Origin of the sequence: Snodgrassella alvi, assembly GCF_002777745.1 — a bacterium.
GTDB lineage: Bacteria > Pseudomonadota > Gammaproteobacteria > Burkholderiales > Neisseriaceae > Snodgrassella > Snodgrassella alvi_D.
In genome coordinates this window covers 84135-99558 of the sequence record NZ_MEIO01000062.1, presented here as the reverse complement: position 1 = coordinate 99558, position 15424 = coordinate 84135, and the positions used below count along the sequence as shown (strand labels likewise).

Genomic DNA, 15424 nt, shown 5'->3' with positions numbered 1-15424 from the left:
ACCTATTCCTCAAAGTCACTTTTTATTATAGGTACCATCATACGTTGTGCACATCCCGACACTGACAGTTGTCGCCATCCCATACGAATTTGTGCAGCTAAACGGCGACATTTAAAGCGTACACTGCTATAAACATTATTCGCCCGTGGTTTCAAATTGTCCTGTGGTGTTATCGTCGAAACAAAAGAAACCGGTGGTCTCAAGCCATAATTAATACACTGATCTAACTGAATCGCAGCAGCCGGATAAACCTGCCAAGCATTTAACTCATATGAACGACACAAAAATGCATCTGCCAATGCTGGCGCTGAATGTTGGGCTCTGTTTAACAATTTCTGTGCACCAGAGGGAAATAGAATATATGCAGCCGCACCGGTACGATCCTGATATAACTGACGCAATTCATAGCCAGCAATAAGAGTATCGGCTTCTTTACTCAACCATTTACGCCGATGGCGTGTTTCCAGATTCACATAATCCACTTCAATTGTTCGGGAAAATAACGCCGCCAGAACATCAAAAGTGTTATGAGAAAGTAACGCATCATCCTCAAGAATCAGCCAAGGCTTGGCAGTATCCAACACATATTGCCATGCTACCTTATGACTCAAAAAACAAGCTACCTCAGCTGGGCGCATTTTACGTTCCCAGCCATTTGCCAGTTGTTCATATCTGTCAGACAGAATATCTGAACTGTTAACAGCAGCCAGACGCTGCATCGGTATCTGTAAATGAGCCAGCTGCTTACACTGAAACTCCAACCGCTCAGCAGAATGATCCAGATTAATTACCAAAGCAGAAATCATCTGTTTCCTTCACCACAGATATTACAAAGAAACATCAGAACTGTGCCGAAATAGAATATCCTCAATCTCGCGTATCCGATCCATGCGACGTTGTACTTTGCTTTTACGAATTGAAAATAACTTTCCCCTTGTTCTCAGATTTTCATGAACCATTCGTGCAGCCTGTAATTGTTCAATGTAAACTTGCTGTTTTGGCGCCCGTAAATTGTCTTCACGATCAAAAATCCAGCAAAAGCCAACCGGCAAGTGAACAACTTTATAACGAGGCTGAGCCGAAGCCTGATCAGCAGCGATGACAGACTGCAATACCTCCTGATCCCATATTTCAGGATGGGCTATACACTGCCGATTCCATTCAGCCAATAAATGCCTTACAGCATCCGTATCCTGCAAAAACAGAGTTGCAGAAACTAAATGACCATCACCCAAATCATAATAAACCGCCATATCACAATCTAGCCCAGCCAAATACTTTAACGGAGAAACATGGAAAACCGCATCAACATCTACATAAAGCATAGGACCATTGACCAAATCCCGTTCACGCAGCAAATAAGCCGACTTAAATGATGTATTGGCTTCCCAGCCCCCCTGATTCGGGATCGTTGTTGTTTTAACCCTGATATCCAAGCGCTCAGCTGAGGCACACATACGTTTAGCTTCATGAGTATAAAACTCATCATCAGTATGATACGCTACAACCGTTACACCATCATCTGCTGAAGCTTTCATGTCATCACTAACCACCTCAGCCAGTGGAACCACAACACGGCGATTCCTGGCGCGCCATGCATATTCCCTACTAAGTTTAACCATTATTACTATTCTCTCACATTACCAATGTATTCATTATAATCGCGTCCAGCCATACATACGTACAACATCGAATCGGCGCTGCCAATGTCGCCCCTTAACAAAAAATCTCTTGAATTTCTGCCATAAAGTCAATCTAAAACGCACACGGTGGGGAATATCTGAATCCAGTGACTGAGAGGCTAGTGGTTCAACCATAAATGCCTCTTTTAACCGGCCACCACTATAATGCCAAATCTTATCAATAGGATAAAAAAGATTTTTACTTGCCAAAAGCATACTTCTAGCCCCATGCAAAGATACAATATAACAACAGGCTAATGACGGCGCAATATCACATTCACAAGCAATCATCCCATTACTCAAAGTATGCAAACGAAAAATCTTCCACCTGACAATCGCTTTACTTTCCATGAAGCGCCACGACCTGCGCTTAAACAATTGCCAGAATTGAGGACGAATAAATTGCTGCTGGGTAACACAAAGATTAATATCTGTAGCATCAATATCATAAAAAGGTTTTTTTAAAGTCAGATTCAAAAAATCAAATGACTCATAATTCTTTTTATCAGCCAGCAAAGAAGCCAGCTCAGGTTTAAGCTGGACATCATCTTCCAAAATCAAAGCATAAGGTATATTTTCAGCTACAATTCGCTGCCATACTGCCAGATGAGATAAAGCACAGCCAATCTCTCCTTTTACTACCTTGCGCTTACATTCCAGTGCGAATCTTTTCTGATTAAAAAATGCTTTCTGCTCATCAGTTAAGCTACTACCATCAATTGCATTTACTCTTTCAAAGGCAATATCCAGATTTTCCAACTGTTGTTTAACAAACGTTAATCTATCTGGACGGCGATCCAGATTAATTAAAAAAGTTTTGAGCATTTATTCAGCACCATACACTTTAACCATATATCATTCATAAATTATAACTAAAAACAGCTTTACCATTAACTGATAAATCTTGCATTCAGACACAATTTAGTAACATATCCTGCTAAAATATCAGTATTCACACAATACGGCACCCTATTCTATTTTAATCACATAATTTTTTAAAACACTGAATCCCACGAAGTTAATTTAACAATGTCGCAACCTACTATTATTCTGGCTATGTCTAGCTACAGCGACTTTGCCAGCGCCATTAAAAGCCATTTAGAATATCACAATTTCAACGTTACTTTTATTGACAGCACCTCAGAAAAACTGAAAAAACAGATTGATGCCAATTTTCACTATCCCAGTCTGAAAACCCACCTGATCCACTCTGCTCGGAAAATTTTTCTGTCAGACTATTCCTACAAATCCCATCTGAAAGAACAGATATATAACCAGAAATTGCAGGAAAATATTCAGAGTACTCTTGGTAATAATCTTTATGACTATACTCTGGTTATTCGCCCCGATCTGTTTTCCCTACCGACTTTACAGTTACTGAAAAATCATACAAAATTAAAATTTGTGGGTTATCAATGGAATGGAATCAAAAGATTTCCTAAAACTCTTCCTACTGTAGATTTATTTGACCGTTTTTTTGTATTCGACCCTACAGATCTGAACAATCCAGAATATAGCCAGTACCATCTCAGTGGGATCAGTAATTTTTATTTTGACATGTACCAGCCGCAAGCAGTACCACATACCGGCCTCATTGCCTATTTTGTTGGATTACATGTAGACAGCCGTATTGCTGCTATCGAAACTTGTGCCAATGCACTTATACAAAATGGCGTTAATTTAAATTTCAATATCAAATTTCGCCCATCTGAAGCCAATAAAGCTGCTTTGTATTCATGCAGACAGATCCAATTTATTCCAGAAAATATTACTTTTGAAAACAACTTACAACATGTTAATACGGCAGATATACTCATTGATATCGTCAATCCCATACATAATGGTTTATCCTTCCGTATATTTGAAGCCTTATATTATCAAAAGAAATTAATCACTAATAATCCACAAATAAAACATTATGATTTTTACCATCCAAACAACATCTTTATCTGGAAGCAAGCAGAAGACTTAGAGCAAATCGCAAACTTTCTGAAAAAACCACTGGTAAACATAAAATCAGACATTGTGCAAAAATACAGTTTTGCAAGCTGGATTAAACATATACTGGATTAACCTACATTCCGATAGATATCCAGTCTAGATTCAGAATATTGCTTTCAAGCACAATTTTCTACGCTGATCATAACAATCATACAATACAGAGTGCTAATTTACAGTAGCAGTATATCTACTCATACAGAATCCTGCTACTGTAAATCCAACAGACTGATCAGAAAAATAAATTATTTTTTGAAAAAATAATTTAAAAAAATATATACAGTTATTCAACTACGATCTTACTACATAGTAATAACCTTAACAGTTTTTCCATTTAGATATGCTTCCAAACCATTAAAACATATATCCTTAACTCATCAAACGTTAGCTCAAAATTTTACATACCCCAAAATATCACAACTAATCTGATATGATTACTTCTATAAAGTATCTTCGGTTGAATTTCGGTTTTCGCCAAACTGCATACGATGTAAAAAAGCATAACGACCATTTTTTGCAAGCAAAGCCTCATGTTTGCCTTGCTCTACAATCCTACCCTGATGCATCACCACAATATTATCAGCATTTTCAATCGTCGAAAGCCGATGTGCAATCACAATCGTCGTCCGATTTTTCATCAAAGTTTCCAGTGCTGATTGTACTAATCGTTCAGATTCAGTATCTAGCGCACTAGTAGCCTCATCCAGAATCAGAATAGGTGCATCTTTTAACAAAGCTCGTGCAATAGCCAAACGCTGCCGCTGACCACCTGAAAGCTTCATTCCCTGATCACCCACTTCAGTCTTCAAACCTTGTGGCATACTGCAAATAAACGACCAGGCATTAGCTGCTTTAGCTGCCTGAATAATATCGGCTTCTGTTGCCTGCGGGGAACCATAAGCAATATTATTGGCAATCGTATCATTAAACAAAACCACATCCTGACTAACCAATGCCATCTGAGAGCGAAGGTTTTTCAGTTCAAAATCCTCTACATCAATTCCACCTATGCTCAGCCGTCCACTAGTTACATCATAAAACCGCGGAATCAAATTTACCGTAGAAGTTTTGCCACAACCCGATTCCCCTACCAGTGCTACGACACTGCCCTGTTTAATCGTTAGATTTAAATGATCAACTGCATTCTTATCTGACTGCTGATAACGCAAGCTCACATCCTGAAAAACAATGTCACCAATAGGTGAAGCCAATTGTTTTGTACCTTGATTTTTTTCTTCAGGTACATCCAGAAAACGGAATACACTGTCAGCAGCCATCAATCCAGTCTGTAAAACACTAGACATATTGGTAATCCGTTTTAACGGATCGAACATCATTAACATTGCCGATAGAAAAGACATAAAATCACCAGCAGTAAAACCTGCATGACTGGCTCTTTTAGCAGCAGCATATAGAATAATCGATAATGACGTAGCAATTAGCAACTGGGTTACCGCACTACCAATTGAAGTATACGACTGCCGTCGCACGGCCAGACTGCGTAATGCCCGATTTGTCTTTTCCAAGCGACTCTGTTCATAGTGTTGTCCGCCATAAATACGCACAACCCGTGTACCATCAATAGACTCAGACAAAATCTGCATAACCTGACCAAGATCATTCTGACTTCTTGCCACCAAACGCCGGATACGTTTATTAATAACCCTGACACACCAGGCAATCAACGGAATCGTAACAAAAGTAACCAGAGTTAATTGCCAGTCAAGATAAAACAACCAAATGAGAAGTCCCAGAACCGTAACACCATCTTTAGCAAAAACAGTAATCACATCAAAACCAGCCGCCGTTATACCTTTAGCATCATTGGTAATGCGCGACATCATACGACCACGGCTATTTTCCTGATAGTAATTAACCGGTAGCATCATCATCTTGGCAAACAAATCACGCTGAATTACCTGAACCATCTGATTAGAAATATAAGCACTGGTATATTCATTAATATAGTTGGCGATACCACGAAAGATAAATAAACCTACAATTTCAAATGGCACCCATTTCATAGCCTCAATATTTTTATCAACAAAACCATTATCAATAATCGGTTTCAGCAGATAAGCAAAAAGAGGGCCAGTTACGCCTACAACCACCATTGCCAATACGGAAATAAAGAAAAACTTTACCAGTCCGCGCATGTATGGAAACAGTCTTTTATACAGATTCTGCGGTGAATAAGCATTGGTTTCTTTACTTTTTTTCATTCGTTACCCAGAACAATCAAATATCTAAAAAAGTTCATATTAATTAAAATACGAAACATGATAAAAAAGCGTGCTTATCAAATTACTTAGCTATTTGCTCACATAAGCACAGTGCAAATCTATTGCATTAAGCAAATACCTAGACTAAAACCACATCTTGAATATAAAACCCTCAAGACTATACACTAGCCGTATTCTATCAAATCGAAAACAACCTGCATGAAATACTTAAAAGAAAATGATAACCTCGTGTAGCCATAACCAATATAAAGATAGCACGTCTGCATGCCGATTGACTACGGTTTAATATTTATTAAACACGTGTTTAAACTTTATATTCCCACAGCCAATGAGCTATAAACTGGGTTCAGTCTGAAAATTAATCTAAACAAACCAATATAAATTAACATATAAAATAGTCAATCAATATTGATTAAAACTTGCCTAAACATTTAGAATAAGTTGCTTTAATTTGTTGTTAATCTCTAATTTGTTTCATTGCATGACCCGTAAAACCATAATATTAGCCATGCCGCCAAGCAACGGCATAGTAGAATTAATTGAAAAAAATCTTCAATTTCATGGATATGAAGTAACTCGTATAGACAGTATCTTAAAATTCAAATACAACAACCTTTGGGAACGTATATACCAATTTTTTCATAAACATATTTCCAGAAATAACACATATAAAGCGAAACTGAAAGCAAAACAAAGTTTACATAAAGCACAAAAACTTCTTGCAAATAACTACTATGAATATACATTAGTCATTCGTCCAGATATTTATCCACAGAAAGTACTAGCATTATTAAAACGACACACCACAAACAAATTTATTGGCTATCAATGGGATGGATTAAATCGCTTTCCAGTAAAAGATATCATTCATCTATTTGATCAGTTTTTTATTTTCGATCATACCGATTTAACTAATCCTGACTACCAAAATTATCAACTGCGTAGCATTACCAATTTTTATTTTGATATGGTACAGCCATATCACGTTAAAAATAACAAACCTCTGGCTTACTACGTCGGAGACCATCAGGTCTGCCGCGTTGCCGCAATAGAATATTGCGCCCAAAAACTAGCTGAAAATGGAGTAGATATCAGATTTATTATACCTACAAGCAAGCCTAAGGATATTAAATGTTACAAATCAAAATACATTACCTTTGGGAAGCAAAACCGACTCTCCTACTATGATAATTTAAAGTATGTCAATTCAGCAGATATCCTGGTTGACTTTGTTATTGACGGGCACAACGGCTTGTCATTTCGACATTTTGAGGCACTCTATTATCAGAAAAAACTGATTACTACTAACACACACGTTCAATATTATGATTTCTACCACCCAAATAACATACTTATTTGGGATGAAAGAAATCTAGATGAAATACAGGAATTCCTTGCAAAACCATTTATCCAAATAGATACTCATATTATAGAAAAATATAGCTTCAAAAACTGGATAAAGAAAGTTTTATAATAACCTGTCTAAAATAATACAACTCTAAAGCAGACTATTCTCTCAATTAGCTCGCAAAGGATTCAAATATGAACAAAACGACTGAATACTAAGTCGTATCAATACTATGACAAGCCAAAGCTAGGGGTTTTGGTTCTAGTGGCTGTACCTAAATAGTGCATGGACAATTTAATTTTTATAGATGGCGAAAAGAATATTGTAATATAAAAAACTCAACTAAAAAACATTTGGATGGGTTAGAGATTAAAAATCTTAAGTTTAAACGGATGCTTGCCTAGTTAAGTGTAAAATTTCTTATTTATGTTAAAATTATAAAAAGGCTTAATAGTGCCGATGATGATACGTAAAGCTTCGGTATCGAACTACAAGCAAAGTGTAACTACTCCCTAAAATAGTACAGCCTCAACGTAGAAAATTCTCTTTATTAACCCACAGGGGATTTAAACATGAAAAAAATGTCTGAACATTAGATCATAGCTATTTTAAAAGAAGCTGAAGCCAATATCCCCGTCAAAGAACTTTGCCGTAAATATGGCATCGGCAATTCAACTTTCTATAAATGGCGTGATAAATACGATGGTATGGAAACCTCAGATATTAAACGCTTAAAAGAACTGGAAGCTGAAAATCGTAGGCTTAAGCAGATGTTTGCTGAACTGAGTTTAAAATCTCAGCTTCAGGAGGAAATCATAAAAAAGCTATAGAACCAACTCAAGCACGTAAAGTCTGGGCTGTGCAATTGCAAGAAAATCATTCTGTTACTATTGCCATGAGCTGCGCTATTGTTCGCTGTGCTTACTATTATCAACCTAAATTACCGGATGATTCGGTGATTGTATCGGTACTCAGTGTTATCACAGATAAGCATTTACGCTGGGGCTTTCCTAAGTGTTTTAATCGTATTAAAAAGCTAGGCTATAACTGGAATCATAAACGTATTTATCGAATATATTGCCAGTTAAAGCTTAATCTCAGGGTAAAGGTAAACAACGTATTCCTCCGCGAAGCCCAGAAAAACTATCAATACCGAATAAGCTAGATGAATGTTGATCAATGGATTTTATGAGTGACAGCAGTCGTAATCAACACAAGTTTAGAACTTCAATGTCATTGATGACTTTAATCGTGAGGCATTAGGTATTGATATTGCGGTCAGTTTACCGGCTGGCAGGGTTACCTGTTATCTGGATAAACTGGCCGAATATCATGGCTATCCACTCAAAATACGAGTAGATAACGGACCGGAATTTACCGGAAAATATTCATCGACTAGGCAAAATCATATGGTATAACCATAGATTATATTCAAGCAGGCAGCACATATCGAAACGGCTATATTGAACGATTTAATCGCACCTATCGCACAGAGGTACTGGATTTATATCTATTTAATAATCTGGAACAGGCAAGAAAGGTAACCGAAGAATGGCTAACCATTTATAACACAGAAAGACCTCATGAAGCATTAAATGATATCACGCAGAGTGAATATAAAACCCGAAAACAAGTAGCGTAATTTTCTAAGTAAATTAAGTACTAAATAAAGGGCATTTTTTACTAGCTCGAACTTAATCTGACATAAATTACCTACTCATCGGCCTTCGTTCTAACACAATCACTGTCTGATGAGTAAAATAAATTCTCTAACTGCTTTTCTTTAGCCAAGTTTGCCAAAGTAGCTTACCATAACAGCATTTCCCTGAATGTGCTCTTTCCCGATTGAAAAACTCTAGCCAAAGCTCAATATCTTGTTGTATCTCTGTCTGTTCTGTATATATTTTACGTCTAAACATAATTTCATAACATTCGGTCTTCATCGTCTTCTTATGGAACCTCTCACATATACCATTCGTTTGCGGACTGTAGGCTTTTGTTTTCTTATGCTCTATATCCTCCAAATTCAGATATAGATCGTAGACATGACGCTCTTTATGACCGTTATATTCACTTCCTCTATCCGTCAGAATTCGTAAAAGCACTACCTGCTCATTATCAAAAAATAGTATCACTTTATCATTGAGCATTTCCGCAGCAACTAAACTATTTTTCTCTGTATATACTTTAGCTAGCGCCAGTCTTGAATATGTATCAATAAACGTTTGTTGGTATATTTTCCCAATCCCTTTGATATGACCAACATAATATGTATCTTGTGCACATAAGTAACCAGGATGCCGGAGTTCAATTTCACCCTGTGCCTCTCGCGCTGTTTTCGCTTTCTCTAATGCCTGTAGCTGGCTTTCGGTTAACACCAGCCCTTCCTGAGCTACTTTTGCTTCCAGAGCGATCAGCCTTTTTTGAAGCTTTCTAAATCATGGCGTAACCAGATTGAACGTACACTATTACCAGAGACCATTATTCCTTGCAGACGTAGCTGATTAGCTACCCAATGTTACCCATAAACTGGAAATTCATAAGCCATATCAACTACAACCTGCTCAATATGAAGCTCTACGTGATTTTTCTCTATAGATTTTTGCAACTTATTTCCTGAAGAGCTAATTCTCCGCTCTGTTCATAGAGTTTTTTGAAGCGATAATAGCTATCGCGACTAATATCCCAGGACTTTACAGGCTTGCTGAACGTTACCTAACTGTTTAGTGAGTTCTAAAAGACCTAATTTTGGTTTGATTATTTTTGCAGATTGATTCATTACTGACACTCCATTGTTGGTTTAAAATATACTAAATGTCAGATTAAATAAAGATTACTACAGATTCGGTAATACCTTATTTATTCATTAAATTCAGTCAGAACAATCATAAAATTAAACTTAAAGAGGCAATTTTATTTTTTCGTATGGAGATAAGTCTAGAATATTCTTTATCCAGTTACCAAATCCATACTTTTTTACAATCTGATTATCTATTGGTTGATAGGGTTTAACTAAAAAACTCTGAATTTTTTGAGAAAGATCTTCTTTACGCCAAATAAGGATATTATCAGGATGATAAAAATCATACTGACAGATCGCCTCATTATTAGTAATTAATTTTTTCTGATAATACAAGGATTCAAAAACTCTAAAAGATAAACCATGGTGCATAGGATTAACAAAATCTACAATAATATCTATTTCATTCAATATTTTAATATTTTCCGAAAAATTAATTGAATTTTCCTCTCCAAAAGTAATTAAATGAGGATGCTGATATTGATTGATTTTTTTTCTATTACTTGTCGGAATAATAAATTTTAACTGAATACCATTTTTTACTAGTTCACCAGCACAATATTCAATATCAGCAACACGCTCAGGAACATGTGTACCAACGAAATAAGCTATTGTCCCAGTGTGCTTTACTGGCTCTGGCTGATACATATCAAAATAGAAATTAGTTATTCCTGTCAACTCATAATCCTGATAGTTCTTGTCAACTAAATCATAAGCATCAAAAATATAAAATTTATCAAATAAATTTATTGTCTCCTTAGTACATGGCATACGTCCTAAACCATCCCACTGATAAGCAATAAATCTTTTTCTGGTAAACTCTTTCAGCAACTGCAATAGTTTCACCGGATATAGATCAGGACGAATAATAATAGCATAATCGTATTTTTTTTCAGCTAGCAATGCTCGTGAGTTAGACAATAATAATTTTTCTTTTAACTCTTCTTTATATGAAAAATTTCCAAAAAATAACTTTTGCATCACAGTATATAAACGCTCTTTCAAATTTTGATATTTAAAATACTTGATATATTCCGGATAATTATCAATATATATTACCTCAAATCCATAGAATTCAAGATTTTTTTGAATCTGCTGGTAAATATTACGACTCTTAGGCATACCCAAAATAATTGTTTTTTTCATCAAATATACCTTGTCTGCCTAAATGAATTCATAAAGCGATTATATAATATAAATCTACATTTAAACTAGGCTAGATAACCAACACATTTATATAAAAGACGACCAATCAAGAATTGTAAATAATCAATTATTAACATAAAATAGAATAAAAATATAATTATTTTAACATTAATTTGCATATAAAAACAGACTATACTTTCTTATATTTCGTTTAAAAATTTTTATAAAAAAACAAATTTTATAATATAAAATACTATGTTTTCCAATTTCTGAATGCAATTTTATGAATATCCTTATTACTGGAGGAGCAGGATTTATTGGTTCTGCCGTTATCAGATATCTAATCAATGAAACTAAGCATAATATTCTAAATGTTGACAAATTAACCTATGCCGGTAATCTTGAGTCCTTAGCAGCTGTAGCAAATAATCCACGTTATCACTTTTGCCAAGCTGACATCTGCGATAAAAATCATTTAATACAGTTGTTTAATAACTTTCAGCCAGATGCAGTAATGCATCTGGCTGCGGAATCGCATGTTGATCGTTCAATTTCCAGCTCTGCCGAGTTTATCCAGACCAATATTGTGGGAACTTTTCAATTGCTGGAAGCTAGCCGTCATTACTGGAATAGCTTATCAAAAGAAAAACAGAGTTTATTTCGCTTCCATCATATTTCAACCGATGAAGTGTATGGCGACTTAAATAACTCAGCAACAGAATTATTTACTGAGGTCACACCATACGCACCAAGCTCTCCTTACTCAGCCAGTAAAGCAAGCTCTGATCATTTAGTTCGAGCTTGGTACCGAACTTATGGGCTACCTGTTATCATCACTAATTGTTCGAATAATTATGGACCTTATCATTTTCCAGAAAAATTAATCCCATTAACAATTCTTAATGCTATGCAAGGAAAAAAACTTCCGGTATACGGGAATGGAGAGCAAATCCGTGACTGGTTATACGTTGAAGATCATGCACGTGCTTTATATGTAGTAGTGACAAAAGCAAAAGCAGGAGAAACTTATAATATCGGGGGACACAATGAACAAAAAAACATTGATGTTGTGAAAGATATATGTAGCCTTTTAGATGAGCTAGTTCCCAATAAAACATTTGGGATAACGTCTTACAAAGAGTTAATCACATTTATTCCAGACCGGCCGGGACATGATGTCCGTTATGCTATTGATGCCACAAAAATCAAACGGGATTTAAACTGGGTACCACAAGAAAGTTTTCAATCAGGCTTACGCAAAACCGTTCTTTGGTATTTAAACAATCAGGAATGGGTAAATCGCATTTTGACTGGGGAATATCAGAAATGGATTCAAAAGCAATATCAATCATGATGAAAGATCATCATAGCAAACAGCAAAACAATCTAAAAGCTAATCTGAATAAAATTTATTGTAAGGAACAAATAGAATGACTAAACGAAAAGGCATTATTCTAGCAGGAGGTTCTGGAACTCGGCTTTATCCAATCACGATGGGAGTGTCTAAACAGCTTTTACCGATATATGATAAACCAATGATTTACTATCCTCTTTCTGTGCTTATGCTAGCAGGAATTAGAGAAATCATGATTATTTCTACACCGGAGGATTTACCTAATTTCAAAAAACTATTAGGTGATGGTAGCCATCTTGGGATTGAATTAGTCTACAAAATACAACCATCCCCAGATGGGTTGGCACAAGCTTTTATATTGGGAGAAGAATTTATTGGTCAGGATAATGTGACGCTTATTCTAGGTGATAATATTTTTTATGGGCAAAGTTTCGGCATACAATTACAACATGCAGCAAAACAAGAAAAAGGTGCTACAGTATTCGGATATTATGTTAACGATCCAGAACGTTTTGGCGTTGTTGAATTTGATACAACTGGAAAGGCATTATCTATAGAAGAAAAACCAGTTAAAGCAAAATCAAACTATGCTGTAACAGGACTCTACTTTTATGATAATGATGTCATTGAGATAGCAAAAAATATTTCTCCATCTGCAAGAGGAGAACTAGAAATTACTGATGTTAATAATGTCTACTTGAAAGAAAAACTGCTGGATGTTGAAATACTAGGACGTGGCTTTGCATGGCTGGATACTGGTACCCATGACTCCCTGATTGAAGCCAGCTCTTTTGTCCAAACAATTGAAAAAAGACAGGGGCTAAAAATAGCTTCACTTGAGGAAATTGCTTTTAATAATCGCTGGATCAACTTAGATCAATTATTTACACGAGGCAAACTTTTTCAAAAAACAAATTATGGCCAATACTTATTAAAAATATACAATGAGTTTTCCAAGAAAGCATAAATATGAATGTTATTGAGACGAAGATAAAAGACCTGCTTATTTTAGAACCGAAAATTTTTGCAGATAATCGTGGCTGGTTTATGGAAAGCTTTAACCAAAGAACATTTAATTCCATTCTTACCGCACATAATCAACCTGTTGTAAATTTTGTACAGGATAATCACTCAATTTCGCATCGTGGTGTAATCCGAGGATTACATTATCAGCTTAATCCATTTGCACAAGGTAAACTGGTACGTGTAGTTAGTGGTAGAGCCTGGGATGTTGCTGTAGATATACGAGCAGCTTCACCAACATTTGGTCAGTGGGTAGGAGTCGAATTGTCAGAAAAGAATCATCGACAGTTTTGGATTCCTGCAGGATTCGCACATGGGTTTATTGCTTTGGAAGATAATACTCAGTTTCTATATAAAACAACAAACTACTACTCCAAAGAATGTGAACGTAGTTTATTATGGAATGATCCAGATTTACTCATAGACTGGCCATTAGATGATAGTATAATTGTACATCAGACAGAAAAAGATAATCAGGCACCAAATTTTAAAGAATTCCAAAAAAACATTAATATTATTAACCATATATGCTAATTGCGTAATTAAGTTTCTAAATAATTAAATTATAACTTTTATTTGGGAATTTAGTTTTGCACACCCACATATTTCATAAAATGTACTAGCTCAAACTTAATCTGACATAAACTATCTACTCATCAGCATTCGTTCTAACACAATGACTGTCTGATGAGTAAAATAAATTCTCTAGCTACTTTTTCTTTAGCTAGCCCTTTTGTCTCTACTCAAGTTTGCCAAGGTGGCTTACCATAACAGCATTTCCCTGAATGTGCTCTTTCTCGATTGTAAAACTCTAGCCAAAACTCAATATCTTGTCGTATCTCTGTCTGTTCTGTATGTATTTTACGTCTAAACATAATTTCATAACATTCGGCCTTCATCGTCTTCTTATGGAACCGCTCATACCATTCGTTTGCGGACTGTAGGCTTTTGTTTTCTTATGCTCTATATCCTCCAAATTCAGATATAGATTGTAGACATGACGCTCTTTATGACCGTTATATTCACTTCCTCTATCCGTCAGAATTCGTAAAAACACTACCTGCTCATTATCAAAAAATAGTATCACTTTATCATTGAACATTTCCGCAGCAACTAAACTATTTTTCTCTGTATATACTTTAGTTAACGCCAGTCTTGAATATGTATCAATAAACGTTTGTTGGTATATTTTCCCAATCCCTTTGATATGACCAACATAATATGTATCTTGTGCACACTAGTAACCAGGATGCCGAGGCTCAATTTCACCTTGTGCCTCCTGCGCTGCTTTCGCTTTCTCTAAAGCCTAGAGCTAGCCATCTGTTAACACCAGCCCTTCCTGAACTACTTTTATTTCCAGAGCGATCAGCCTTTTTTGAAGCATTCTAAATCGTGGCGTAACCAGATTGAACGTATACCACTGTCAGAGACTATTATTCCTTGCAAGCGTAGCTGATTAGTTACCCGATGTTGCTCATAAGCAGGAAATTCATAAGCCATATTCACTACAGCCTACTCAATATGAGGCTCTACGCGATTTTTCTCTATAGATTTTTGCGACTTATTTTCTGAAGAGTTAATTCTCCACCCTGTTCCTAGAGTTTTTTAAAGCGATAATAGCTGTCGCGACTATACCCCAAGACTTTACAGGCTTGCTGAACATTACCTAACTGTTTAGCGAGTTGTAACAGCCCTAATTTTGGTTTAATTATTTTTGCAGATTGATTCATTACTGACACTACACTATTGGTTTAAAATACACTAAATGTCAGATTAAATAAAGACTACTACAAATAAAAGGATTAAAAATTTTAATCCTTTTATTAATCT

13 protein-coding genes and 2 pseudogenes are annotated in these 15424 nt (G+C 35.8%); 8 read left to right on the top strand and 7 right to left on the bottom strand.

Annotation, left to right across the window (positions count from 1 at the left end):
* Window positions 1–2 precede the first annotated feature (2 nt).
* Genes BHC51_RS11030 through BHC51_RS11020 form a run of 3 tightly spaced genes read right to left on the bottom strand, consistent with a single transcriptional unit; the run spans window position 3 to window position 2507 of the window.
* A complete protein-coding gene (locus BHC51_RS11030; RefSeq protein ID WP_051608443.1) occupies window positions 3–806 on the bottom strand; it encodes a glycosyltransferase family 25 protein in 804 nt (267 codons plus the stop codon).
* Between the two features lie 21 nt (window positions 807–827).
* Complete coding sequence (locus tag BHC51_RS11025) at window positions 828–1622, bottom strand: putative nucleotide-diphospho-sugar transferase (protein WP_218966409.1); 795 nt, start codon at window positions 1620–1622, stop codon at window positions 828–830.
* Window positions 1623–1655: 33 nt separating this feature from the next.
* Window positions 1656–2507, bottom strand: a complete 852-nt coding sequence (locus BHC51_RS11020; protein WP_100154016.1) for a glycosyltransferase family 25 protein — start codon at window positions 2505–2507, stop codon at window positions 1656–1658.
* Between the two features lie 204 nt (window positions 2508–2711).
* Between BHC51_RS11020 and BHC51_RS11015 the strand changes: the two genes are divergently transcribed.
* A complete protein-coding gene (locus tag BHC51_RS11015) occupies window positions 2712–3755 on the top strand; it encodes a hypothetical protein (RefSeq protein WP_100100529.1) in 1044 nt (347 codons plus the stop codon).
* A 365-nt stretch (window positions 3756–4120) separates the two neighbouring features.
* Here the strand turns inward: BHC51_RS11015 and msbA are convergent, their stop codons facing one another.
* Window positions 4121–5902 carry a lipid A export permease/ATP-binding protein MsbA gene (gene msbA, locus BHC51_RS11010; protein WP_100154015.1) on the bottom strand — a complete coding sequence of 594 codons (1782 nt, stop codon included), beginning with the start codon at window positions 5900–5902 and terminating at the stop codon, window positions 4121–4123.
* Window positions 5903–6404: 502 nt separating this feature from the next.
* Between msbA and BHC51_RS11005 the strand changes: the two genes are divergently transcribed.
* The 4 genes from BHC51_RS11005 to BHC51_RS13415 all read left to right on the top strand — a co-directional run bounded on the left by BHC51_RS11005 (window position 6405) and on the right by BHC51_RS13415 (window position 8913).
* Window positions 6405–7397 (top strand): hypothetical protein, encoded by a 993-nt coding sequence (locus BHC51_RS11005; protein ID WP_100154014.1) that lies wholly within the window; start codon window positions 6405–6407, stop codon window positions 7395–7397.
* A 470-nt stretch (window positions 7398–7867) separates the two neighbouring features.
* The gene (locus tag BHC51_RS13420; RefSeq protein WP_100154013.1) at window positions 7868–8101 is read left to right on the top strand and encodes a transposase; all 234 of its coding nucleotides are present in this window, start codon (window positions 7868–7870) and stop codon (window positions 8099–8101) included.
* 35 nt (window positions 8102–8136) lie between these two features.
* A complete protein-coding gene (locus tag BHC51_RS12535) occupies window positions 8137–8436 on the top strand; it encodes a transposase (RefSeq protein WP_143558844.1) in 300 nt (99 codons plus the stop codon).
* 249 nt (window positions 8437–8685) lie between these two features.
* Window positions 8686–8913: an integrase core domain-containing protein gene (locus tag BHC51_RS13415; RefSeq protein ID WP_100154036.1), complete on the top strand. Its 228-nt coding sequence runs from the start codon at window positions 8686–8688 to the stop codon at window positions 8911–8913.
* 71 nt (window positions 8914–8984) lie between these two features.
* Here the strand turns inward: BHC51_RS13415 and BHC51_RS10990 are convergent.
* Together BHC51_RS10990 and BHC51_RS10985 are read right to left on the bottom strand one after the other, a co-directional pair.
* Window positions 8985–10050: pseudogene (locus BHC51_RS10990) on the bottom strand (IS481 family transposase).
* A gap of 120 nt (window positions 10051–10170) precedes the next feature.
* Window positions 10171–11217: a hypothetical protein gene (locus BHC51_RS10985; RefSeq protein ID WP_100154012.1), complete on the bottom strand. Its 1047-nt coding sequence runs from the start codon at window positions 11215–11217 to the stop codon at window positions 10171–10173.
* Between the two features lie 265 nt (window positions 11218–11482).
* On the opposite strand from BHC51_RS10985, the gene rfbB reads away from it, so the two are divergent.
* The 3 genes from rfbB to rfbC all read left to right on the top strand — a co-directional run bounded on the left by rfbB (window position 11483) and on the right by rfbC (window position 14128).
* Complete coding sequence (rfbB, locus tag BHC51_RS10980; RefSeq protein WP_373885694.1) at window positions 11483–12571, top strand: dTDP-glucose 4,6-dehydratase; 1089 nt, start codon at window positions 11483–11485, stop codon at window positions 12569–12571.
* A gap of 76 nt (window positions 12572–12647) precedes the next feature.
* Window positions 12648–13538, top strand: a complete 891-nt coding sequence (gene rfbA, locus BHC51_RS10975; RefSeq protein WP_100154010.1) for a glucose-1-phosphate thymidylyltransferase RfbA — start codon at window positions 12648–12650, stop codon at window positions 13536–13538.
* Between the two features lie 2 nt (window positions 13539–13540).
* Complete coding sequence (gene rfbC, locus BHC51_RS10970; protein ID WP_100154009.1) at window positions 13541–14128, top strand: dTDP-4-dehydrorhamnose 3,5-epimerase; 588 nt, start codon at window positions 13541–13543, stop codon at window positions 14126–14128.
* A gap of 209 nt (window positions 14129–14337) precedes the next feature.
* Here the strand turns inward: rfbC and BHC51_RS10965 are convergent.
* Window positions 14338–15324 (bottom strand): annotated as a pseudogene (locus BHC51_RS10965) (helix-turn-helix domain-containing protein).
* Window positions 15325–15424: the final 100 nt, after the last annotated feature.